Consider the following 21749-nt stretch of genomic DNA (forward strand, 5'->3'; position numbering starts at 1 on the left):
TTACCTGACTTTATATATCTCGTTTGAATAGGTTAATGCTGGTCACTTAAGTTGATATTGTTCCCTCTCCCACTGGAGAGGGAAACGCCCACTTAAACGACGTCGTACATCCTTAACCTGAACAGGTGGCGTTTTGTTGCGGAATATGGACATGTCAGACATGCTGAACAGCAGGCAGGGAATAAGAATGAATTCAGATGCGCCAGTGCCGGTGATGGTGGCCGGAACGGCGATGGTGGCTATCAAGTGCATCAGCGTGCTGTTGCTGTTGGGGGAACTGGGGGTCGATGGCGCTCAGGAGTTCGTCAGCACCAGCGCACAGGCCTGGGATTCCACCCTGATCTTTCTGGCTGGCCTGTTATTACTGTGCCTGCAAATCAGTTGCGGTTTTGCGGTGATGCGCGGCCGCAACTGGGGGCGTTGGGGTTTTGTGGCCTGCCAATGCCTGGTGGTTGGTTATCTGCTGTTGGCCACCATTGGCAGTTTTCTGCCGGAGGTCTTTACCGTTGAAGGTGAAACCAGCGGCCAAATCTTGCACATGCTGATCCTGCAAAAAATCCCCGATGTCGTCATTCTGGCATTATTGTTTGTTCCCGCTACCAGCCGCCGTTATTTCGCCGTGCGCAATTGAGATTTTAACGGCGTAGAGTGATAAACTCTGCGCCCTTAATTATTCACCCCGAACTCAGGGTTATCTTCATGCATTGCGCTTTGTATACGGCGGGCACCTGCCGTTCCTGTCAGTGGTTGGAAAAGCCGTACCCGCAGCAACTGACGGACAAACAGCATCATCTGCAATCACTGCTGAGTGACCGTGACGTTGCGCAGTGGCTAGAGCCGATCGCCGGCGAGCAGAGCGCATTTCGCAATAAAGCCAAAATGGTAGTCAGCGGCAGCGTAGAGCGTCCGCTACTGGGCATGCTGCATCGTGACGGCACGGCGGTGGATCTGAGCGCCTGTCCACTGTATCCCGCCAGTTTCTCGCCGATGTTTGATGTGCTGAAAAGTTTTATCGCCCGCGCCGGCCTGACGCCCTACAACGTGGCGCGTAAACGTGGCGAACTGAAGTACCTGTTACTGACTGAAAGTACCCACAGTGGTGGCGTAATGCTGCGCTTTGTACTTCGTTCAGACAACAAGCTGGCGCAGCTGCGTGCCGCACTGCCGTGGCTGCAACAGCAGTTGCCGCAGCTCAGGGTGATTTCCGCCAATATTCAGCCGGTACATATGGCGATTATGGAAGGGGAGCGCGAGATCCCGCTGACCGAGCAACAGGCGCTGGAAGAGCAATTTAACCAGGTGCCGTTGTATATCCGCCCGCAAAGTTTCTTCCAGACCAACCCGCAGGTGGCCGCCGAGCTTTACGCCACCGCCCGTGACTGGGTGCGGGCACTGGCTATCGACAGTATGTGGGATCTGTTCTGCGGTGTGGGTGGGTTTGGCCTGCATTGCGCGCTACCGGAGACACGCCTGACCGGCATCGAAATTAGCGCCGAGGCGATTGCCTGCGCGCGCCAATCGGCGAAAACTCTGGGTTTGCAACACGTCGATTTCCAGGCGCTGGATTCTACCCGGTTCGCTACCGCCGAAGGCAGCGTGCCGCAACTGGTGCTGGTTAATCCGCCGCGACGCGGTATTGGCAAAGCACTGTGCGACTATCTGAACCAGATGGCACCGGGCTATATTCTGTATTCGAGCTGTAACGCCGAGAGCATGGCGAAAGACATTGAGATGTTGCCGGATTACCGCATCGAGCGCGTACAGCTGTTTGATATGTTCCCGCATACCGCCCATTACGAAGTACTGACGCTGCTGGTTCGGCAGTAACCAAGGATTAAGGTTATACTGAACCCACTAGCGAGGGGAAAACATGAAAAAGCACCAGCCACAGAAACAATCCGGTAAGCCGTCGTCAGAGCGCATTGCACGTGCCGTAGCCACTTCCACGGCCATTGAAACCGGGCAGGCGTCAACACAGGTGGCGGCTACATTGGCCGAAAAACGCGAAAAATACGCTTATCTTCATCTGGCACTTTAGCCAGCTGTCAGTGCCTGTTTAACCCATTCCTGCATAGGTTGGTAATCCATCAGCATCCCATGATGAATGGCGGCGATATACTGCGGCCGATTGTTTTCCCAACAGCCATAATCCAAAGGTTCAAACCCCGCCTGAACCGCCATCACGTCCGATAATAAACGCGCCAACCGACCATTTCCCTCGCGAAAAGGATGGATCAGTATCAGTTCGATATGGGTAATGGCGATAGCTTCAATTAATGCGGCTTCATCCAAATCGGCGCAGGGGGTATAGCGATCAAGGCAGTTTGACTGAAATTGACCCATCAGCTTAACGATTTGCGCCGCCGGTGCGAACATAAAGCCGTCCTTACTGATATTGACCGAGCGGTCGTGGCCAGCCCAGTCATAGACATTGCCCAACCAGCGGTGATGCCATTGCCTGAGCATGGCCAGGGTAATCCTGCCCTGAGGGAAGTCAGCGCCTAAAACGGAGTGATATAATTTCTCCAGCAGCACCAATTCAACATCGTTGATATCTTCCACGCGAACTATACCCAGTTTATTGAGCAGTACTTCCTGGCGTTCACCGTCGGCAAATTGCCCCTGTGAGTTTGAAACATCGTATTTGCTCATCATCATCGCCACCTGTAAGTGGGTTGCTTTATGAACAGAATAGACTACAGAGATAAGTGTGGGGCGTGGTACTCCACGCCCTGAACCGCTGTTACTGCGGGAACCACTTGTCGTTAATGGCTTTGTAGGTGCCGTCGGCCTTAATGGCGTCCAGCGCACTGTTGAGCTTGGCCAGCAGCGCCTGATTGTCCGGCCGTACCGCAATACCCAGACCGGTACCGAAGTATTGTGCATCGGTAACGTGTTCACCGACCGGAGCCAACTGAGGGTTGTTCTTCAGCCACTCATTCACCACGGCGGTATCACCGAATACGCCGTCAATACGGCCATTTTTCAACTCGAGAATGGCGTTCTGATAGCTGTCGTAAGAGACGGTGTTAATCTCCGGGTGCTTGTCCTGCATGTATTTCTGGTGGGTGGTGCCGTTCTCCATGCCGACCTTTTTCCCTTTCAGATCCGCCAGCGAACTGAATTTGCCTTTTTCGGCAATCACAATTGCCGAGTTGGCATAATAGGGCTGAGTGAAGGCAACTTGCTTGCTGCGCTCTGGCGTGATGTCCATACCGGAGATCACCGCGTCGTATTTCTTGAATTTAAGCGCGGCGATCAGGCTGTCGAACGCCTGGTTGGTGAAGGTACATTCGGCCTTCATTTGTTTGCACAGCGCGTTAGCCAGATCGATATCAAAACCCACGATCTTGTTGTTGGCATCCAGCGACTCAAACGGCGGGTAGGTGGCGGAAGCGGCGAAACGAATGGTCTCGGCTGCGCTGGCGTTAAAGGCGATGCCTGCTAATACCGTGGCGGCCAGCAATAGTTTTTTCATGCTTAAAGCTCCTGTCTGCAAGACTGCGTGTTTTTATCTCGTAACCGCTTGATTTTACTGACAATAACCCAGAGGTTTTGGCGGCTGTCGGTCGGTGTTAACCCTGCCATTTAATGAATTAATATGCAATATAAATGATTAAAAATTTGTTCTGGGTGTAAAAAAGCCCCGCGCTGGCAGGGCTTTGAGAGTATCGCTCTACTGACTCAGTTGCGGCGTTCAAACGCCAATGCACGGCGCTCGACCAGACGCATCAGCAGCGTCAGCAGGCCGTTGACGCACAGATACACCAACCCGGCCGCACCAAACACCATCACGTCGTAGGTTCGGCCATACATCAGCTGGCTGTAGCCCATGACTTCCATCAGGGTGATGGTATAGGCCAGCGAGGTACTTTTGAACACCAGCACCACTTCGTTGGAGTAAGACGACAGCGCACGCTTGAAGGCGAATGGCAGCAGGATACGCAGCGACTGCGAACGCGACATGCCGAGTGCTTCACAAGATTGCCACTGACCGGCCGGTATCGCCCGTACCGCACCGTAAAACAGTTGGGTGGTATAGGCGGCACTGTTCAGCGCCAATGCGATCATCGCACACAGCCACGGTTGCGACAGCAAGTTCCATAACCACGGATACTCGCGGATCGCCGGGAACTGACCGGGACCGTAGTAGATCAGGAAGATCTGCACCAGCAGCGGCGTACCGGTGAACAGGGTGATATAGATTTTTACCAGCGGCGTCAGGATCGGCGTTTTCAGCGTCAGGATCACCGTCAGCACCAGCGACAGCACCAGCGCCACGATCAGCGCGGTGATGGTCAGCGTCAGGCTGGTGTGCAGCCCTTTGATAATTTCCGGCAAGAACTCAAACATCAGGCTGGCCCCCGCTCAAAACGCGTGGTGCGTAGTTCGATGCGTTTAATGATGTACTGACTGATCAGGGTGACCACCAGATAAATCGCCGCCGCTATCACGTACCAGGTAAAAGGCTCCTGGGTGCGGGTGGCAATGCTTTTGGTTTGCAGCATCAGATCGTTAACGCTAATCAGTGACACCAGCGCGGTATCCTTCAGCAATACCAGCCACTGGTTACCGAGGCCCGGTAGCGCGTGACGCCACATCTGCGGCATGATCAGGCGGAAGAAAATTGCCGTCGTGCTCATGCCCAGTGCCTGACCGGATTCCCATTGCCCCTGCGGCACGGCCTTCAATGCGCCACGCAGCGTTTGCGACGCATAGGCTGAATAGAGCAGGGCGAGAGCAATGACGCCGCACAGGAACGGGCTGACTTCAAAGTTATCAATCGCCAGTTGGATCGGCAGTTGGAACAGACCAAGGTTCAGGGTGAAGCCATCGGACAGCATCAACAACAGCTGCGATGAGCCGAAATAGATGAACAGCACCACCAGAATTTCCGGCAGGCCGCGCAACAGAGTGACCCAGGCGGTGCCGAGCCAGCTAACTACTTTCCAGCGTGATGACTCCCAGACGGCAAACAGCATCGCCAGGATCAGCCCAAGGATAAGGGCACAAACGGCAAGGCCGACGGTCATCCCGGCGGCGCTTGCTAAAGGTTGGATTTCATTCATCAGAGTGATTACTGCTGGAACCATTTTTTGTAGATGGTTTCGTAAGTCCCATCCTGTTTGATCTTGTCCAGAGCGGCGTTGAACTTGCCCTGCAGATCGGTATTTTTCTGGCGAACGGCAATGCCCAGGCCGGTACCGAAGTAGTCTTTATCGGTCACTTTGTCGCCCACGGCGGCCAGTGCCGCGTTTTGTTTCAGCCATTCGTTGACCACCGCAGTGTCACCGAATACCGCATCAACGCGGCCATTTTTCAGATCCAGAATGGCGTTCTGATAGCTGTCGTAAGGCGCGGTGGTGATTTCCGGATGCTTATCGGTCAGGTATTTCTGATGGGTAGTGCCGTTCTGCACGCCCACTTTCTTGCCTTTCAGCGCAGCGACGTCAGCCACTTTGCCTTTCTGGGCAACAAACAGCGCGGAGTTGTCGTAATACGGCTTGGTAAACAGCACCTGCTTTTCACGCTCAGGCGTGATGTCCATACCGGCCATCACCGCGTCGAAGCGCTTGAACTTCAGGCTTGGGATGAGGCTGTCAAAGGCCTGATTGGTGAAGGTACACTCGGCCTGCATCTCTTTACACAGCGCATTGGCCAGATCGACATCAAAGCCCTGGATCTTGTTGCCGGCGTCAATAAATTCAAATGGAGGATAAGAAGCTTCGGTAGCGAAACGGATGGTTTCGGCTGCAGAGGCGGAAACGCTGATGCCGGCCAGAACGGCGGCGATTATTAGTTTTTTCATCGCAAACTCCCCAAATTACAGCAAGTAAAATTGTTAGTGTGATAAGTAATTGGCAAACTCGGTGGTCTGTGGATTCTTGAAGTGGCTGGCATCGCCTTGTTCCACCACGTGGCCGTTTTCCATGTACACCACGCGGCTGGCGGTTTTACGCGCCACTTCCACCTCGTGGGTCACGATCACCTGGGTGATCCCGGTGCCGGCCAATTCGCGAATGATGCTGACGATTTGGGCGGTGATCTCAGGATCCAGCGCGGCGGTCGGTTCATCAAACAGCAATACCTGCGGTTCCATCATCAGCGCACGGGCAATGGCCACACGCTGTTGCTGGCCACCGGATAGGTGCAGCGGGAAACGATCGGCAAAGTCGGTCAGGCGCAGGCGTTTGAGCAGTTTGTCGGCACGCTCCATCGCCTGAGCCTTGGTCAGGCCCAGCACGCGGCAAGGCGCTTCGATCAGGTTTTGCACCACGGTGAGGTGAGGCCAGAGATTGTATTGCTGGAATACCATGCCGACGTTCTGCCGCAGCTCGCGAATGGCTTTTTCGCCCGGAGCCTGCTTAAAGTCGAATTGGTTACCGGCGATCTGCAACTGGCCCGAACGCGGCATTTCCAACAGGTTCAACACCCGCAATAACGAGCTTTTCCCCGCGCCGCTTGGACCCAGCAGCACTAAGGTTTCCCCTGCTGGGCAATCCAGCGTGATGTCAAACAGCGCCTGATGTGCGCCGTAATAGCAATTGATACCGTTAAGTTGAATGCTCATGCGCCAGAATTGAATAGATATTGATGCCGCGAATGTTAACTTCCACAGAATACTTATGCAATCTTTGTGCGTTAAAATTTATTACTGCGCGGCAGAATAGTAAAAGAATAGCACAAGATACCGCGAGTCAGGTTCGAAGGGGGGATTTGTCGTGCATGCTGTGAGGCAGGTAGCGAAATTTCTCAAATTGAACAAATATTGCGCGTAATCAAGGCATTTATCTAACCACCGGTACCCAAGGGCACCGGTGGTTGAATTGGCTTACTGGTTTTCCAATACCTGACGCAGCGTGCCGCTGGCGGCGTGCGGTGGCACGTTCAGATAGCGGATATCGTCCACGACCCAACAGGTGCCTTCGCGCACCATCAGCACTTCATCCTGCCAGTTGACTGCGCTGCCACCGTCTTTCTGGTAGCTGAGTTGAACGCGCAACGGGATATTTTTGGCATCGGTATTAGGAATGGTCGACGCGCTGGCGACGGTGGCGCTGGTCGGCCCCTGAGCATTGCCGGTAAACAGATCGCCGGTGACCTGATGTTTGCCCGGATTCTGGTTAGCAGTTACCAGATCCTGGTACAGCACTTTACTCAGGTAAGGCTGCAATTGCGCCAGACGGTTGCTGTCCGGCAGGGTAGTACCGGCACCTTGTTGCAGGCGCAAATCGTAAAATTTCTGGGCCACCGCATCCGGGCCGCCTTCCACACAACCGCCGGTACGGGTGCCGATATCCTTGAATGCCGGTTCAACGGTGGTGCAGGCACTCAGTAACAGCGCTAAGGGAAAAACAGCCGCGATCGTTTTTATTTTCATCTCATTACCTTATGTGAAAGTCTCTACCATGAAGACCACTAGCCTACAGTATAAATGCGATTTCTGGCCTTGCATTCGTAGTGCGTGCCATTTCAATACAGAACATAATGCTAAAACGATGGTCAGATAAATGCCATGAATCAATCAGCAAGGAGTTTTAATGCAGCTTTCAACCACCCCGACCCTGGAAGGGTTTACCATTACCGAGTACTGCGGCGTTGTCACCGGCGAGGCAATTTTGGGTGCCAATATTTTCCGTGATTTCTTTGCCGGCGTGCGTGACATCGTCGGCGGCCGTTCTGGGGCCTATGAGAAAGAGCTGCGTAAAGCGCGTCTGATCGCCTTCAAGGAACTGGAAGAGCAGGCAAAAGAGTTGGGCGCCAACGCAGTGGTCGGGATTGATATCGATTATGAAACCGTGGGTAAAGACAGCAGCATGCTGATGGTGACCGTCAGCGGCACCGCAGTGAAAGTCAGTCGTTAATCCCTTCTCTCACGCCCCGGCTTCTGCCGGGGCGTCATAATGATGAGGCTGGCATCTCTGTCATCATTTATTGAATAACTTGATTATTGGATGCAAGTTAATCAATCCGGGTAACAAATTCGGCGTAGCTAACACAGGAGGGATTCGTGAAAATTTGGCCAGGGATATTTGCCGTGGCGCTGCTCGCAGGCTGCCAAAGCATGCCGCAGAACACCATCGTCGATCATGGTGGCTATCAGCTAGAAACGCTGCATCAGGCCCAGGGCGCAGACCAGCGCATTCGTTTTCTGGTGATGCATTACACCGCCGAAGACTTCCACTCCTCATTGAAAACCCTGACGGATGAACACGTTAGTGCGCATTATCTGTTGCCGGCGCACCCGCCGTTGGCTCAGGGCAAACCGGTGGCATTTCAACTGGTGCCGGAAGCTCTGCGAGCATGGCATGCCGGGGCCAGCAGTTGGCGCGGCAGAACCAACCTCAATGACACCTCGATCGGTATTGAGATCGTCAATCGCGGGTTCAACCAAACCCTGCTGTTTACCCACTGGCAGCCCTATACGCCACAGCAAATTGCCCTGTTGATCCCACTGAGCCGCGATATTATTCAGCGCTACGGCATTCAGCCGACGGACGTGGTGGGGCACAGCGATATTGCGCCGCAGCGCAAGCAGGATCCCGGTCCGTTATTCCCCTGGCAGCAACTGGCGCAGGCGGGCATAGGTGCCTGGCCGGATGAGGGGCAGGTGCAGAAACTATTGGCCGGGCGGGATAAGCATGCCGAAGTGCCGCTGGCACCGTTGATGGCCAAGCTGGCGAGTTACGGTTACGGCATGGATGTGCGCTGGGATGCCAGGCAGCAAAAAAACGTGCTGGCGGCGTTTCAGATGCATTTCCGGCCCAGCGATTATCGCGGTGAGCCGGATGCGGAGAGTGAGGCGATTGTCGATGCGCTGTTGCTGAAATACGGAGCCGCCCGTTAATTACAGGCCGTGCAGCTTGCCGTGATCCTTCAGCCAGCGGGCGGTACGCGAGATACCTTCATCCAGCGAAATAATCGGCCGGTAGTCCAGTTCTTGCTGGGCACGTGTGGTGTCCAGCGTCAGATCAAAATTGAGCTTGGCGACGCCATAGTGGGTCAGTACCGGCTCTTTTTCACTTTTGCTGCCGAGCTTTTCCATGCCACGCGCCATCATGTCGAGCATTGGGTAGGGTACCGAGCGGATCCGACACTTCATGCCCAACTCGTCGATCAACTGCTGCACCACGCTGCGTAGCTGACGCGGCTGCTGGTTGGTGATGTTGTAGGCGCGGCCCGACGGGGTATTTTCTTTCTGGGTCGCCAGCCACATGGCATGCACTGCGTTCTCCAGATAGGTCATGTCCACCAGCGCGGCACCGCCGCGTGGCAGCAGCAGGTTGCCGTAGCGTTTGATCATCTGTAACAGACGCGGCAGCATCACCTTGTCGTGCGGTCCGAATAACCCCTGAGGGCGCAGGATGGTGAAGTGGGTCTGCGGGTTGGACAGCGCCAACTGTTGGATCACTTGTTCACCGGCGGCCTTGCTGCGGGCAAACTCGTTGGCATAGCGTACAGGGCGGAAGTCTTCGGTAACATTGCGATGATGATGATAGTCGAAGTAAACCGCAGGCGAAGAGATATGGATAAACTGCGAAACGCCGTAGGCCGCCGCCCATTCGCCCAGGCGACGGGTGGCGCGCACGTTGGCCAGTTCAAAGGCTTCTTCGGTACCCCAGGGGGAAGTGAAACTGGAGCAGTGCCACAGCACGTCCACATCGGCCAGCATGGCTTTGGCCTGCGATGAGATCAGATTGGTGAGATCGGCATGAATGAATTCCGCACCCATTTTTTCCAGCAGACTGCCCATCGCCTGGTTGCGACCGGTGGCGCGCACTTTAATGCCCTGACGGCGCAGATATTCAACGGCGTTACGGCCTAACCCACTGGTTGCACCGGTGACCAATACCTTCATAACAAACTCTATTCTCACCAAAAATCAGAATGCTGACGGCCTTCAGCGGCGCTACAGCAAATAAGATGCCATTCTTCCGTTATTTCGTGCTCTATGCAATCGGAAAGGGCCTAACCGCAGCAGCAAAGTGTGCGGTTGATCGACAATTGAGCATCTGGATGCCGCCTGTTACGGCTGATTGCGCGGATGCTCTTCAGCCAGTTTGGCAATACGCCGGGCCATACCGCGAAAAATAAACAGATGAGCGGGCATCATGGCGAACCAATACAGCAGCCCGCTAAACCCGGCGGGGTGCCACCAGGCCCGTACGTCCAGGGTACGATGGTCGCCGTGATCCTTGATGGTGAAAGCGAGGCGGCCCAGGCCGGGGGCTTTCATGCCAAACAGCAGTGCCAGTAGCCGCTGTGGTTTGAGGGTGATCACTTTCCAGCCGTCGACGACGTCGCCAACCTCCAGCGTGTCGCGCTGCGGACGGCCATACACCACGCGGTTGCCAATCATATCGTCCATACGTGCGCGGATCTGCCACAGGATATTGGCGTAAAAATAGCCCTCTTTGCCCCCCAGTTGCTGCACCGTATGCCACAGGGCCTGGCTGGATGCCTGGGTTTCTATCGAGCAACCCGCCTGCTTCGGATAAAAACCATAGCCCGGCCGCCAGCGCGCCCGCGCTTCCGGATCGTAACCCCAGTCGGCGGAATCGACCACTTCCTCCTCACGCCGCAGGGTGGCCGTCACCGCCTGATCGAAGGTTTGCAGCGTCTGCGGGATTAACGCCTGTAGCGGTTTACCGTCGGCGGGCAGATCGTGGTTCAACCCCTGGATCAGCGCGTTGGCGATAGACGTGGGCACCGAGGTGATCATGCTGATAAACCAGACCGAGATAAATCGGGTCGGCAGAGGAATCGGGATCAGCCAACGTTTCTTGCCGCTGATGGCGATAAAGCGTTCAAACATGGTCTGGTAACTGATGTACTCCGGGCCGGCGACGTCAAAAATGCGGTTTTCTTCCGCCGGATGTGCCAACAGATCGGCCAGATATACCAGCAGGTTTTCCAACGCCACCGGAGAAGATTTGGAACGTACCCAGCGCGGCGGCGTAAGCACCGGCAGGTTGTAGACCATATCGCGCATGATTTCGAACGCGGCCGAGCCGGGGCCGACAATAATACTGGCTCTTAGCTCGGTGACGGGAACACCGCTCTGACGCAGGATATCCCCGGTCAGCTTGCGTGCCACCAGGTGTGGCGAGCTGTCGCCCTCAGGTTGCAATGCGCCGAGAAAAATGACCTGTTTGACGCTGGAACTGCGCAGCGCGTCACGCAGGTTTTCAGCGGCCTGGCGTTCCTTTTCAATAAAATCATCGCCGTCGCCCATACCGTGGATCAGATAATAAACCGCGTCGATCTCCCACAGCGCGGCGGCCAGGGTTTCCGGCCGGTAAACGTCGACATATTGGCAGTTAACCTGCGGCCAGTGCTGTTCCTGCAGCCATTCGATACGACGTGCGGCGGCGGTAATGTGATGTCCCTGTTCAATCAGGTGGGGGATCAGGTTTTGGCCGATATAGCCGCTGGCCCCAAGAACCAGTACGCGTTGAGCTGTCATTAGCGCCGCCTTTGCGGTGAAAGTCTGTTTAGCATAGTCACAGGATGCCAAACTCGTGGTTTAAATGCACTTTTTGTGTGGTTATGCGGGCATTGCATCCGCTGACGGGGGGCGTCACACTACCCGCCGTTTGTCTGCGTTAAGCCGGAAGATATGAAACTCAATGCTGTTTGTTATGCCCTGTTGGGACTGGCGCTGATCGCCAGTTTGTTTTTCTTGCATCCGATCTGGATGTGGTGGTTGTTGGCTAACCTGCTGACGCTGGTGGTCTACGGTGCGGATAAGTTTGCTGCACGCAGAAGCTGGCAGCGGGTGCCGGAAAGCACGCTGCTGGTGTTCGGGCTGGTGGGCGGTTGGGTGGGAGCGATAGTTGCGCAGCAGGTCTTTCGCCATAAAACCCAGAAACAGCCGTTCAAAACCTGGTTTATCGTCAGCGTGGTGCTGAATATTGTGGCGACGCTGGCGATTTGGTACTGGGTTTATGGCCGCTGGATACTCTGAATGCGGGGCGCGTTGACGCCCCGTACAGACAAGCACTCAGGCGTGCTGCCTGAGGAACTGCTGCCATAAATCGACCACTTGCTGCAAATCCTGACGGCTGACGTCAAGGTGGGTCAGAATGCGCGTCAGTGGCCCGCTGTTGATCAGCACGCCGCGCTCACGCATCCAGGGACCCAGCCTGGCCGCCAGCTCTGGTGACTGGCGCAGGTACAGTACGTTGGTCTGCGCGCCCGGTTCAACGATCTCCACGCCAATCTGTTGCAGTTGTTGTTCCAGCCATTTGGCATTGTCGTGATCTTCACGCAGCCGTTCGACATTGTGCTCCAGCGCATAGAGACCGGCCGCCGCCAGAATGCCGGCCTGCCGCAGGCCACCGCCGGTCATTTTACGCCAGCGCAGGGCCTGCTGGATAAAGGCTTCGCTGCCGCACAGCAAGGAACCCACCGGCGCGCCCAGCCCTTTCGACAGGCAAATGGTGAAGGTGTCGCAGTACTGCACAATCTCTTTCAACGGCACATTTAGCGCGACGGCGGCGTTAAAGATACGTGCGCCGTCGATGTGTAACGCCAGTTGATGCTCGCGGCTGAATTGCCAGGCCTGCTGCAGGTACGCCAAGGGCAGCACACGGCCGCTGATAGTGTTTTCCAGGCTCAGCAGGCGCGTTTTGGCAAAGTGGATATCGTCGGGTTTGATGGCCGCCGCGACCTTATCGAGCGGCAGGGTGCCGTCCGGGTTAGCTTCAATCGGCTGTGGCTGGATGCTGCCGAGCACCGCCGCGCCGCCGGCCTCGTATTTATAGTTATGCGCCTGCTGGCCGACAATGTACTCGTCACCGCGCTGGCAATGGCTCAGCAACGCCACCAGGTTGGCCTGAGTGCCGCTTGGCAGGAACAGCGCCGCCTCTTTACCGGACAGACGGACCGCTTCTGCCTCCAGAGCGTTGACCGTGGGGTCATCGCCGTAAACATCATCACCCACTTCTGCCTGGGCCATGGCATCGCGCATCGCGGCGCTGGGGCGGGTCACGGTGTCACTGCGTAGATCGATAAGCATAAAAATCCTTTTCCCCTTCATCTTTCAAGCCGCAGCGTTATTGGCTGCAACTTGAAATTTGTTGGAGATAGTTTTAGCTGAAAGAGGACACGATTATTAACGCAACCAGTTGGTTTTTGCCAGCTCGACCACTTCGTCACCGCGGCCGTTGATAATGGCGCGCAGCATATACAGGCTAAAGCCCTTGGCCTGCTCGAATTTGATCTGCGGCGGCATCGCCAGTTCCTGTTTGGCGGTGACGACGTCCAGCAGTGCCGGGCCGGGATGCGCCAACATTTCCTGCAGCGCACCATCCAAATCAGAAGCTTTCTCTACGCGAATGCCTTTGATGCCGGCGGCGTTGGCAATGGCCGCAAAATCAGGATTGTGCAGATCGGTGCCGTCAGTCAGGTAGCCACCGGCCTTCATTTCCATCGCCACGAAGCCCAGCACGCTGTTGTTGAAAATCACAATCTTGACCGGCAGTTTCAGTTGCGCCAGCGACAGGAAATCCCCCATCAGCATGGTGAAGCCGCCGTCGCCGCACATGGCGATCACCTGTTTGCCCGGTTCGGTGGCCTGTGCGCCAATCGCCTGTGGCATGGCGTTCGCCATCGAGCCATGATTGAACGACCCGAGCAGGCGACGTTTGCCGTTCATCTTCAAATAGCGTGCGGCCCAAACGGTGGGTGTGCCGACGTCGCAGGTGAAGATGGCGTCATCGCTGGCGTATTGGCTGAGCTGTTGCGCCAGATACTGCGGGTGAATCGGCTGATCGTCATTGGCCGTCGCCAGCCCGTCGAGATCCTTGCGCGCAGTGCGGTAGTGCTCCAGCGCCTTGTCGAGGAACGCATGGTCGCTCTTGGGTTCCAACTGCGGCAGCAGGGCTGTGAGGGTGGTATGGATATCCCCCACCAGCGCCATATTGACCGGGCAGTGTGCGCCGATGCTGCCGGGGTTGATGTCGATCTGAATGATATTGGCATTGGTCGGATAGAAGGCACGGTACGGGAACTGGGTACCGAGCAATACCAGGGTGTCGGCGTTCATCATGGCGTGGTAGCCGGAAGAGAAACCGATCAGCCCGGTCATGCCGACGCTGTAGGGGTTGTCCCATTCGATATGCTCTTTACCGCGCAGTGCATGAACCACCGGAGCCTGCAACCGTTCGGCCAACTTGACCACTTCGTCATGGGAGCCGGCGCAACCGCTGCCGCACATCAGCGTAATGTTCTTCGCCTTGTTCAGGGTCTCCGCCAGCCTGTTCAGTTCGCTCATTGGCGGCTGAACCAGCGGCAGTGCCGGGGTGTGCCACACCATGCTGGCGTCTTCCGGTGCCATCCGCAGCGCCACGTCGCCCGGCAGGACGATCACCGACACGCCGCGATTGAGGATCGCCTTGCGCATGGCGATTTCCAGTACCCGGGGCAACTGTTCCGGGTTAGAGACCAGTTCACAGTAGTGGCTGCATTCGCGAAATAGTTCTTGCGGGTGGGTTTCCTGGAAATAGCCACTGCCGATTTCGCTGGAGGGAATGTGTGCGGCAATCGCCAATACCGGCACATGATTGCGGTGGCAGTCGAACAGACCGTTAATCAGATGCAGGTTACCGGGGCCGCAGGAGCCGGCACAGACCGCCAACTGACCCGTCAACTGGGCTTCTGCTCCGGCGGCGAAGGCGGCGACCTCTTCATGGCGGGTTCCCAGCCATTCGATGGTGCCCATACGGTGCAGGCTGTCGCTGAGGCCGTTGAGCGAATCGCCGGTGACGCCCCAAATGCGTTTCACACCGGCCTGTTCCAGAGTTTTGGCGATCAGTGTGGCTATAGTTTGCTTCATAATTCCCCCAAGCGTTGTAAAGGTCCCTTTATCTTTCAAACCACAGCGTGTGCCGCCTGGCCGTGACTTGAAATCTATTGGGTATGACTTATCAGTCTTTCTCAAATAACGCAGTAACGAACATGGAACCGGGAAAGTGTAGAAGGGGAAGGTAAAGCCTGCTTGCCGATAAATGCCCCATCGTGGCCGACGGGGCAGAAAGCATCAGGCGAGGGTGACGTCACCTTGCAGTTGGCAACTGCAGGCCAGCACATAGCCCTGGGCGATTTCAGCCGCCGTCAGCGTCATGCTGCTGGTGGTGGTGTAGTCACCTTCGAGGATGCGGGTTTTGCATGAGCCGCACACCCCAGCGCGGCAGGCGGCGTTGACCGGCAGCGCGTGAGCTTCCATTGCCGCCAGCAATGTGCTGCCGACCGGTACGCGGAACTCACGCAGCGGGCGGGCGGTGCGCAAGGTTAATCCTTCGCCCTGTTCGCCATCGGTGGCTGCCGGGGTATGGAACTGCTCTTTATGGAAACGGTCGGCCGCTACGCCCAGCTGCAGGCAAAGCCGTTCTGCCTGAGCCATATAGGGGGCCGGGCCGCAGGTCATCACGGTGCGCTCAGTGATATCCGGCGCCGCCTGGCGCAGCACTTCGGCACTGATTCGCCCATTGAGATAACCTGGTTGAATGTCCTGTTCGGCCATCAGCGTCAGTCGCAGTTGCGGGTGCGTGGCGCATAACTCGCGCCATTGCTCGGCAAAAATGGTATCGGCGGGAGTGCGTACGTTAAAGATCACTGCGATATCACAGGCCGGGCGATTGGCCACCAGCCAGCGACACATGGAGATGATCGGCGTTACGCCGCAGCCGGCCGCCAGCATCAGGTAACGATCGGCCGGATGTTGTTCACAGCTGAACTCGCCTTGCGCATCGGACAGCCACAGCGTGTTGCCGGGTTTGACTTCGCCGGTTAACCAGCGCGAACCCACGCCGTCCGGCAGGCAACGTACACTGATGCTGAGAAAACGGCTCTGGCCGGGCGAAGAGGAGAGCGTATAGGCGCGCAGAGTGTCTTCGCTATTACGGATACTGACCAGCGCAAACTGACCGGGTTGATAAGGGTAAAAAACATCGCAGATCAGGTTGAGCGTCCAGACGTCGGCGGTTTCCTGCTGGATCGAATGCACCTGCATGCGGTTGGGGCAAAGTGGGCTGGGTTGGGTCATTGGGCACCTCAAAAGCAAAGGGGCCGACATCTGCGGCCCCGGGAAACAGCAGCATTAGCCGAGCAGGGCTTGCAGATCCTGATCTACGGTGGTGATCGGGCGCATACCGAATTTTTCGTTCAGGATCGCCATCAGGTTGTCGGTCAGGAAGCCCGGCGCGGTTGGCCCGGTAACAATGTTTTTAACCCCCAATGACAACAACGTCAGCAGGATGACAATCGCCTTTTGCTCAAACCACGACAGCACCAGGCTCAGTGGCAGTTCGTTGACCGAGCAACCGAGGGTGTCGGCGAGTTTGACCGCCAGCATGATGGCGGAATAGGCGTCGTTACACTGACCGACGTCCAACAGGCGTGGCAAGCCTTCCAGGGTACCGAAATCCAGCTTGTTGAAACGGTATTTGCCGCAGGCCAGCGTCATGATCAGGCAGTCTTGTGGCACGCTGCGGGCGAAGTCGGTGAAATAGCTGCGCTCATCGCGGCTACCGTCACAACCGCCGACCAAAAAGACGTGACGCAGTTTCTTTTGCGCCACCAGGTCGATCACCGTATCGGCGGCGTTGAGCAGCGTCTGGCGGCCAAAGCCGACGGTGATCATATGTTCGATTTCGCTATAGGGGAAACCACTCATGCCCTGCGCCTGAGCGATCACCTGGCTGAAATCGTCCCCTTCCAGATGGTTAACGCCCGGCCAACCGACGATGCTGCGCGTCCAGATACGATCGCCATAGTTACCGACATTGGGATCGATAATGCAGTTAGAGGTCATCAGGATCGGGCCGGGGAATTTGGTGAACTCGGTCTGCTGGTTCTGCCAGCCGCTGCCGTAGTTGCCCACCAGATGCTTGAATTTTTTCAGTTCCGGGTAGCCGTGCGCCGGCAGCATTTCACCGTGGGTGTAAACGTTCACGCCCTGGCCTTCGGTTTGCTCGAGCAGCATGCGCAGATCTTTCAGATCATGGCCGGAGATCAGAATGGCTTTGCCTGCCACCGGACGCACGTTCACCGCACTTGGCACCGGATCGCCGTAAGCCTGAGTTTCGCCGTGATCGAGGATCGCCATCACGTTGAAGTTCATTTTGCCGATACCCATGGCGTTGTTCAGCAGGGTATCCACGTCGCGCGGCTGGGTGCCGAGCCAGGCCATAAAGGCGTGGTAGTCGGCGTAGATCTGGTCATCGGACTGGCCCAGCACGTGAGCGTGCTCCATATAGGCCGCGGCGCCTTTCAGGCCGTACAGGCACAGCATGCGCAGGCCGTGTACGTCGTCGCCGACCTCGGCTTTATCGGTATTGAGGGCAAACTGTGCGGCCTGCTGTAGCAGCGAAGGCATATCATCGCCGGCCAGCTGCAGACTGGCCAATGGGTGTTCAACATGGACGCTGGCGTCCAGCAGACGGCAGCGGGTGGCCAGAGATTCGCGCAGGGCGATGGTTTCGCGTGCGTAACCGATAATGCGATCTGAATCGAAGTTGACGTTGGTCAGGGTAGAGAAGAAAGCTCGTGGGGCAAAGCTGTCGATATCATGATCGACGATCCCGAGCGCCCGGGCCTGCAGCGCCCAGGCGGAAAGCCCCTGTAACGCCGCAACTAACAGGTCCTGTAGGTCGGAGGTTTCCGCCGTTTTGCCGCACATACCCTGAGCATAAGAGCAGCCGTTGCCTGCCGGGGTACGGATAGTTTGTTCACATTGCACACAAAACATAATCGCTTCCTTTTTAAAGTTGCATTTATAATGCTTGTTTATGAGCATAGATCGGCAACCGGGGCTTAAAAAGGCTTTTGTGATGCTACCAAGGGCAAGTTTGATTTAGCGCAATTTTACCGTGCGGATGGGAATTATTACGCTTTCCGGGGGCGAACCCCCGGAGAAGGGTCAAGAGAACAGGGCGATCAGTACCGGTGCCAGCAGGCTGAGCAGAAAGCCATGCACGATGGCCGGTGGCACTATCTCCATCCCCCCGCTGCGTTGCAGCACCGGCAGGGTAAAGTCCATGGAGGTGGCGCCGCAAAGACCCAGCGCTGACGAGCGGCTACGACGTACCAGGGTCGGGATCAGCACTATGGCTACCAGTTCACGCGCCAGATCGTTAAAGAAGGCCGCGCTGCCTAATACCGGGCCATAGGCGTCGGTGATTAAAATGCCGGAAAGCGAATACCAGCCAAAACCGGACGCCATGGCCAGCCCGGCCTTAATCGGCAGCCCCAGCAGTTGCGCCGCCAGCGCACCGCCGGCCAGTGAACTTATCACCACCACCACGGCGACTATCATGCCACGTCGGTTAAGCACTATTTGGCGTAGCGTCATGCCGCTGTTGCGCAGCTGGATGCCCACCAGCAGCAGCAGGAAGATCAAGGCGTATTCGCTGCCTTTGTTGGCAAACTGCAGCCATTGCCACTGCGTCAGGCCGAGCAGGAAACCGCCGAGCACTACGCCGCAAAGCTTGAGCGATTCGAGCGCCATATGCAGGCGTGAGGGCAGTTTTTCCTGTTTATGGCTGTTGTGCCACGGCATTTTGCGTTCCAGCAGTGCCAGCATCAGCAAACTGGCGGCGAGAATGCACAGGAAAAACACCGAAGCATACTGGAATATCAACACCAGGTTGCTGCTCAGATCCTCCAGAAACGCCAGGCTGATACCCATGAAAAACAGGATCACGTAGACCATCCAGCTCAGCAGGCGGTTGATGGTTTGCAGTAAAGTCCGGCTACGTAGCGCAATGAGGTAACCGGCAATCAGCGGTAACAGAATAATCAGCAGTCCTGAATACATGGTGAAGCTTGCGTCCTTTGTTCTGAGGGCGGCGCCTGGATGAGCGGCGAGGCTCCACACGCTAACCAAAACCACGTCCGGAGTAAAGCGGCAGATTTGACGTCGTCCGCTTGACCTGCAAGGGGTTTTTTGACCATGCTCTGAGGAGGCCACCCCATTAAGGACGGTGACCGCGCGCACGGGAGGCGACAGATGTTCTTAGAGCGAATCGAGATTGTAGGTTTCCGCGGCATTAACCGGCTGTCACTGATGCTGGACGACAACACGCTGCTGCTCGGCGAAAATGCCTGGGGTAAATCCAGCCTGCTTGACGCGCTGACCCTGCTGTTGGCACCGGAACCCAAGCTGTACCGTTTTGAAGCGCACGATTTCCATTTCCCGCCGGGTGAGGAAGAGGCCAAAGATCGGCACCTGCAGGTGGTATTTACCTTCTGCGAGAAAGATATCGGCCATGCTCATCTACCGCGTTACCGCCACCTGTCGCCGCTGTGGGTCAAGGGCGGGGATAACCTGAACCGCATTTATTATCGCTGCGAAGGTGAACTGGCCGATGACGGCACGGTTTGCACCTGGCGCGGTTTCCTGGATGCCGACGGTAATCCGATGCAGTTGCACCATATTGAGCAACTGGCACACGCCATTATCCGTATCCACCCGGTACTGCGCCTGCGCGATGCACGTTTTATCCGCCGCCTGCGGCCCAGCACGTTAAATGATGAACATCCGGCCGATAACAAGGCGTTGGCCCAGCAGTTGGATCAACTGATGCGTGAGCTGGTGCGCAACCCGCAAAAGTTGACCAACGCCGAACTACGCCAGGGGCTGGCGGCTATGCAGCAACTGTTGGAACACTACTTTGCCGAGCAGGGGTCACAGGTGACGCGGCCGCGCCGAAAACGGCTGGATCAAGATCAGGATCAACAGGCATGGCGCTCACTGGACAGCATCAACCGTATGGTGGCCGAACCCAATAGTCGCAGCATGCGTCTTATTTTACTGGGCATGTTTTCTACGCTGTTACAGGCCAAGGGCAGCGTCAAATTGGATCCGCACGCCCGGCCGCTGCTGCTGGTGGAGGATCCGGAAACGCGCCTGCATCCGATCATGCTTTCGGTAGCCTGGGGGTTGCTTAACCAACTGCCGCTGCAGCGCATCACCACCACTAACTCCAGCGAACTGGTCTCCCTGGTGCCGGTTGAGCACGTTTGTCGGTTGGTGCGTGAGTCGGGACGGGTGGCCACTTATCGTCTTGGGCCGCGCGGGCTGGGGCCGGAAGATGGGCGACGCATTTCTTTTCATATTCGCTTTAACCGGCCGTCGTCGCTGTTCGCCCGTTGTTGGCTGCTGGTAGAAGGCGAAACCGAAGTCTGGCTGCTCAACGAGCTGGCTCGCCAGTGCGGTTATCATTTTGAGGCGGAAGGGGTACGGGTGATCGAATTCGCCCAGTGCGGCCTGAAGCCGCTGCTGAGGTTCGCCCGGCGTATGGGCATTGAGTGGCATGCGTTGGTGGATGGCGATGAGGCAGGGCGCAAATACGCCGGCACCGTCCGCGGCATGCTGGATAACCATGAGGATAACGAGCGTGACCGGCTGACCGCGTTACCGGCGCCGGATATGGAACACTTTATGTTCCGTGAAGGTTTCAGCCCGGTCTATTACCGGGTCGCCTCCGTGCCGAGCAATGCTCAGATGCCGGTACGCAAGGTGATCCTCAAGGCAGTGCATCACTCGTCGAAGCCCGACCTGGCCATTGAGGTGGCGATGCAAGCGGGCGAGTGGGGCACGGACTCGGTGCCGCCATTGCTGAAAAAAATGTTCTCACGCGTGATCTGGCTGGCGCGCGGCCGGGCCGACTAGGCCCCGGCAAAACGGGGTTGGTTGCTGAAATGCTCGGCCATCCCCTGTTCCAGCTCGTCCAGCAGTTGATAGCGGCGGCGATATTCTGCACGTTTTTTGCTGGCCACCTCTTCGATCGGTTTACGGGCGATCTGCTCCGGCAGCAGAAAATAGCCGCTTTCCAGCATCTTGCCGCCCATTGATGTCCAGAATTGATCGTAATCGGCATGCAGCTGGTCTTTCTTTTTACTGTGATAGCGCCAGTTTTGGTAGATATGTGTGGCATTGCCGACCGCCACAATTTGCTGAATGCCCAAATGGCGCGCCAGAGTGCAAATCCCTTCCAGCACCAGCCGTTTTGGGAACAACCCGTGACACTCTTTGGTGGCCTGCTGTATTTCGGCGTGCGGCACCTGGTGATTGGCTCCCTGCAATCCCCCAATAAACAGCGTGGGCTGTTGCTGATAGTGCATCAATGCAAAGGTGATTTCGGCCAGCATAATCCCGTTGCCATTACGCAGCAGCAGGGTGGCTTCCCCTTCCTTATTCAGATGGTCGATGGCTGCCAGCTCCAGTGAAACGGCGGCACCACTCTTGCCGCAGGCGCGGGTCAGCAAAAAGGGCTTGTTCAGATGACCGAGCAGCATTTTCATCGGCATGCGTTGCTTGCTGAGATCGTAATGATCGCGCAGGGCGAACAGACTCTCGATTTTGCTCATGTTCGCCGCCAGATACGGGCGATGCAGCTTGCACGGCAGATTGGGCTGCGCCTTCAGGATCTCATCCAGCAAAGGGTTGGATGCCAGCGTATTGAGCAGAGCGCTGGTGGTCGGCCAGCGAAATAATGAACGGCCGATAAACTTCAGGCGAAATGATGTTTTCTTCCAGGCTTTGCTGGGTGCCTTGTCGCCATTGGCCAGCGCCGTCATCAATTGCCAGCCGTTAAGCGGGCGTGCAGATACGAGTGGATAGCTGAGCTGAGACATGATGAAATCCTTGGCTGTGTTGAATGGCGCTATTTCACCAAGCCTTCACTAAACGGGAGTTCAATGCAGAATGTAACCAAGGGTGTCTCCACATTGTGTTGAACCAA

General features: G+C 56.6%; 22 protein-coding genes. 7 read left to right on the forward strand and 15 right to left on the reverse strand.

Annotated features, from left to right (window positions below; translation table 11 throughout):
• Positions 1–151 precede the first annotated feature (151 nt).
• From ACSOSI_RS08750 to ACSOSI_RS08760, 3 genes are all read left to right on the forward strand, one after another.
• Complete coding sequence (locus tag ACSOSI_RS08750) at positions 152–631, forward strand: YbjO family protein (RefSeq protein ID WP_041418514.1); 480 nt, start codon at positions 152–154, stop codon at positions 629–631.
• 68 nt (positions 632–699) lie between these two features.
• Positions 700–1827, forward strand: coding sequence for a 23S rRNA (uracil(747)-C(5))-methyltransferase RlmC (gene rlmC, locus ACSOSI_RS08755; RefSeq protein ID WP_017892231.1), 1128 nt, complete (start codon positions 700–702; stop codon positions 1825–1827).
• 43 nt (positions 1828–1870) lie between these two features.
• Positions 1871–2038, forward strand: coding sequence for a hypothetical protein (locus tag ACSOSI_RS08760; RefSeq protein ID WP_476706913.1), 168 nt, complete (start codon positions 1871–1873; stop codon positions 2036–2038).
• On the opposite strand, the gene ACSOSI_RS08765 is transcribed toward ACSOSI_RS08760, so the two are convergent.
• From ACSOSI_RS08765 to ACSOSI_RS08795, 7 genes are all read right to left on the reverse strand, one after another.
• Positions 2035–2652: a Fic/DOC family protein gene (locus ACSOSI_RS08765; protein ID WP_218216333.1), complete on the reverse strand. Its 618-nt coding sequence runs from the start codon at positions 2650–2652 to the stop codon at positions 2035–2037. The two genes, ACSOSI_RS08760 and ACSOSI_RS08765, sit on opposite strands and share 4 nt — an antisense overlap.
• Positions 2653–2743: 91 nt before the next feature.
• The gene (gene artJ / locus ACSOSI_RS08770; protein WP_012006085.1) at positions 2744–3478 is read right to left on the reverse strand and encodes an arginine ABC transporter substrate-binding protein; all 735 of its coding nucleotides are present in this window, start codon (positions 3476–3478) and stop codon (positions 2744–2746) included.
• Between the two features lie 206 nt (positions 3479–3684).
• Complete coding sequence (artM, locus tag ACSOSI_RS08775) at positions 3685–4353, reverse strand: arginine ABC transporter permease ArtM (protein ID WP_012006086.1); 669 nt, start codon at positions 4351–4353, stop codon at positions 3685–3687.
• Positions 4353–5069 carry an arginine ABC transporter permease ArtQ gene (artQ, locus tag ACSOSI_RS08780; protein WP_115182856.1) on the reverse strand — a complete coding sequence of 239 codons (717 nt, stop codon included), beginning with the start codon at positions 5067–5069 and terminating at the stop codon, positions 4353–4355. The genes artM and artQ overlap by 1 nt, the downstream gene beginning before the upstream one ends.
• 8 nt (positions 5070–5077) lie before the next feature.
• A complete protein-coding gene (gene artJ / locus ACSOSI_RS08785) occupies positions 5078–5809 on the reverse strand; it encodes an arginine ABC transporter substrate-binding protein (RefSeq protein WP_476706914.1) in 732 nt (243 codons plus the stop codon).
• A gap of 33 nt (positions 5810–5842) precedes the next feature.
• Positions 5843–6571 (reverse strand): arginine ABC transporter ATP-binding protein ArtP, encoded by a 729-nt coding sequence (gene artP, locus ACSOSI_RS08790; protein ID WP_012006089.1) that lies wholly within the window; start codon positions 6569–6571, stop codon positions 5843–5845.
• A 261-nt stretch (positions 6572–6832) separates the two neighbouring features.
• On the reverse strand, positions 6833–7381 hold the full coding sequence (locus ACSOSI_RS08795; RefSeq protein ID WP_476706915.1) for a lipoprotein: 549 nt from the start codon (positions 7379–7381) through the stop codon (positions 6833–6835).
• A 160-nt stretch (positions 7382–7541) separates the two neighbouring features.
• Here ACSOSI_RS08795 and ACSOSI_RS08800 point away from each other — a divergent pair, with 160 nt between their 5' ends.
• Together ACSOSI_RS08800 and ACSOSI_RS08805 are read left to right on the forward strand one after the other, a co-directional pair.
• On the forward strand, positions 7542–7865 hold the full coding sequence (locus tag ACSOSI_RS08800; protein WP_012006091.1) for a heavy metal-binding domain-containing protein: 324 nt from the start codon (positions 7542–7544) through the stop codon (positions 7863–7865).
• A gap of 146 nt (positions 7866–8011) precedes the next feature.
• Entirely contained in the window at positions 8012–8848 is an 837-nt protein-coding gene (locus ACSOSI_RS08805) for an N-acetylmuramoyl-L-alanine amidase (protein ID WP_476706916.1), read from the forward strand.
• On the opposite strand, the gene ACSOSI_RS08810 is transcribed toward ACSOSI_RS08805, so the two are convergent.
• Positions 8849–9859 (reverse strand): NAD-dependent epimerase/dehydratase family protein, encoded by a 1011-nt coding sequence (locus ACSOSI_RS08810; protein WP_012006093.1) that lies wholly within the window; start codon positions 9857–9859, stop codon positions 8849–8851.
• Between the two features lie 168 nt (positions 9860–10027).
• Positions 10028–11467 (reverse strand): DUF2867 domain-containing protein, encoded by a 1440-nt coding sequence (locus tag ACSOSI_RS08815; protein WP_476706917.1) that lies wholly within the window; start codon positions 11465–11467, stop codon positions 10028–10030.
• Between the two features lie 153 nt (positions 11468–11620).
• Between ACSOSI_RS08815 and ACSOSI_RS08820 the strand changes: the two genes are divergently transcribed.
• Positions 11621–11968, forward strand: a complete 348-nt coding sequence (locus ACSOSI_RS08820; protein WP_012006095.1) for a DUF1294 domain-containing protein — start codon at positions 11621–11623, stop codon at positions 11966–11968.
• 36 nt (positions 11969–12004) lie between these two features.
• On the opposite strand, the gene ltaE is transcribed toward ACSOSI_RS08820, so the two are convergent.
• The 5 genes from ltaE to ACSOSI_RS08845 all read right to left on the reverse strand — a co-directional run bounded on the left by ltaE (position 12005) and on the right by ACSOSI_RS08845 (position 18820).
• On the reverse strand, positions 12005–13021 hold the full coding sequence (gene ltaE, locus ACSOSI_RS08825; protein WP_476706918.1) for a low-specificity L-threonine aldolase: 1017 nt from the start codon (positions 13019–13021) through the stop codon (positions 12005–12007).
• Positions 13022–13117: 96 nt separating this feature from the next.
• The gene (gene poxB / locus ACSOSI_RS08830) at positions 13118–14839 is read right to left on the reverse strand and encodes a ubiquinone-dependent pyruvate dehydrogenase (RefSeq protein ID WP_476706919.1); all 1722 of its coding nucleotides are present in this window, start codon (positions 14837–14839) and stop codon (positions 13118–13120) included.
• 204 nt (positions 14840–15043) lie between these two features.
• On the reverse strand, positions 15044–16048 hold the full coding sequence (gene hcr, locus ACSOSI_RS08835; RefSeq protein WP_112363524.1) for an NADH oxidoreductase: 1005 nt from the start codon (positions 16046–16048) through the stop codon (positions 15044–15046).
• A 54-nt stretch (positions 16049–16102) separates the two neighbouring features.
• Positions 16103–17752, reverse strand: coding sequence for a hydroxylamine reductase (hcp, locus tag ACSOSI_RS08840; protein WP_476706920.1), 1650 nt, complete (start codon positions 17750–17752; stop codon positions 16103–16105).
• Positions 17753–17923: 171 nt separating this feature from the next.
• On the reverse strand, positions 17924–18820 hold the full coding sequence (locus ACSOSI_RS08845; RefSeq protein WP_012006100.1) for a LysO family transporter: 897 nt from the start codon (positions 18818–18820) through the stop codon (positions 17924–17926).
• A 192-nt stretch (positions 18821–19012) separates the two neighbouring features.
• On the opposite strand from ACSOSI_RS08845, the gene ACSOSI_RS08850 reads away from it, so the two are divergent.
• Positions 19013–20677, forward strand: a complete 1665-nt coding sequence (locus ACSOSI_RS08850; RefSeq protein ID WP_012006101.1) for an ATP-dependent endonuclease — start codon at positions 19013–19015, stop codon at positions 20675–20677.
• Here ACSOSI_RS08850 and ACSOSI_RS08855 read toward each other — a convergent pair.
• Positions 20674–21642 (reverse strand): VirK/YbjX family protein, encoded by a 969-nt coding sequence (locus ACSOSI_RS08855; RefSeq protein ID WP_329906369.1) that lies wholly within the window; start codon positions 21640–21642, stop codon positions 20674–20676. The two genes, ACSOSI_RS08850 and ACSOSI_RS08855, sit on opposite strands and share 4 nt — an antisense overlap.
• Between the last annotated feature and the right edge of the window lie 107 nt (positions 21643–21749).

Source organism: Serratia sp. AR11, assembly GCF_056376275.1.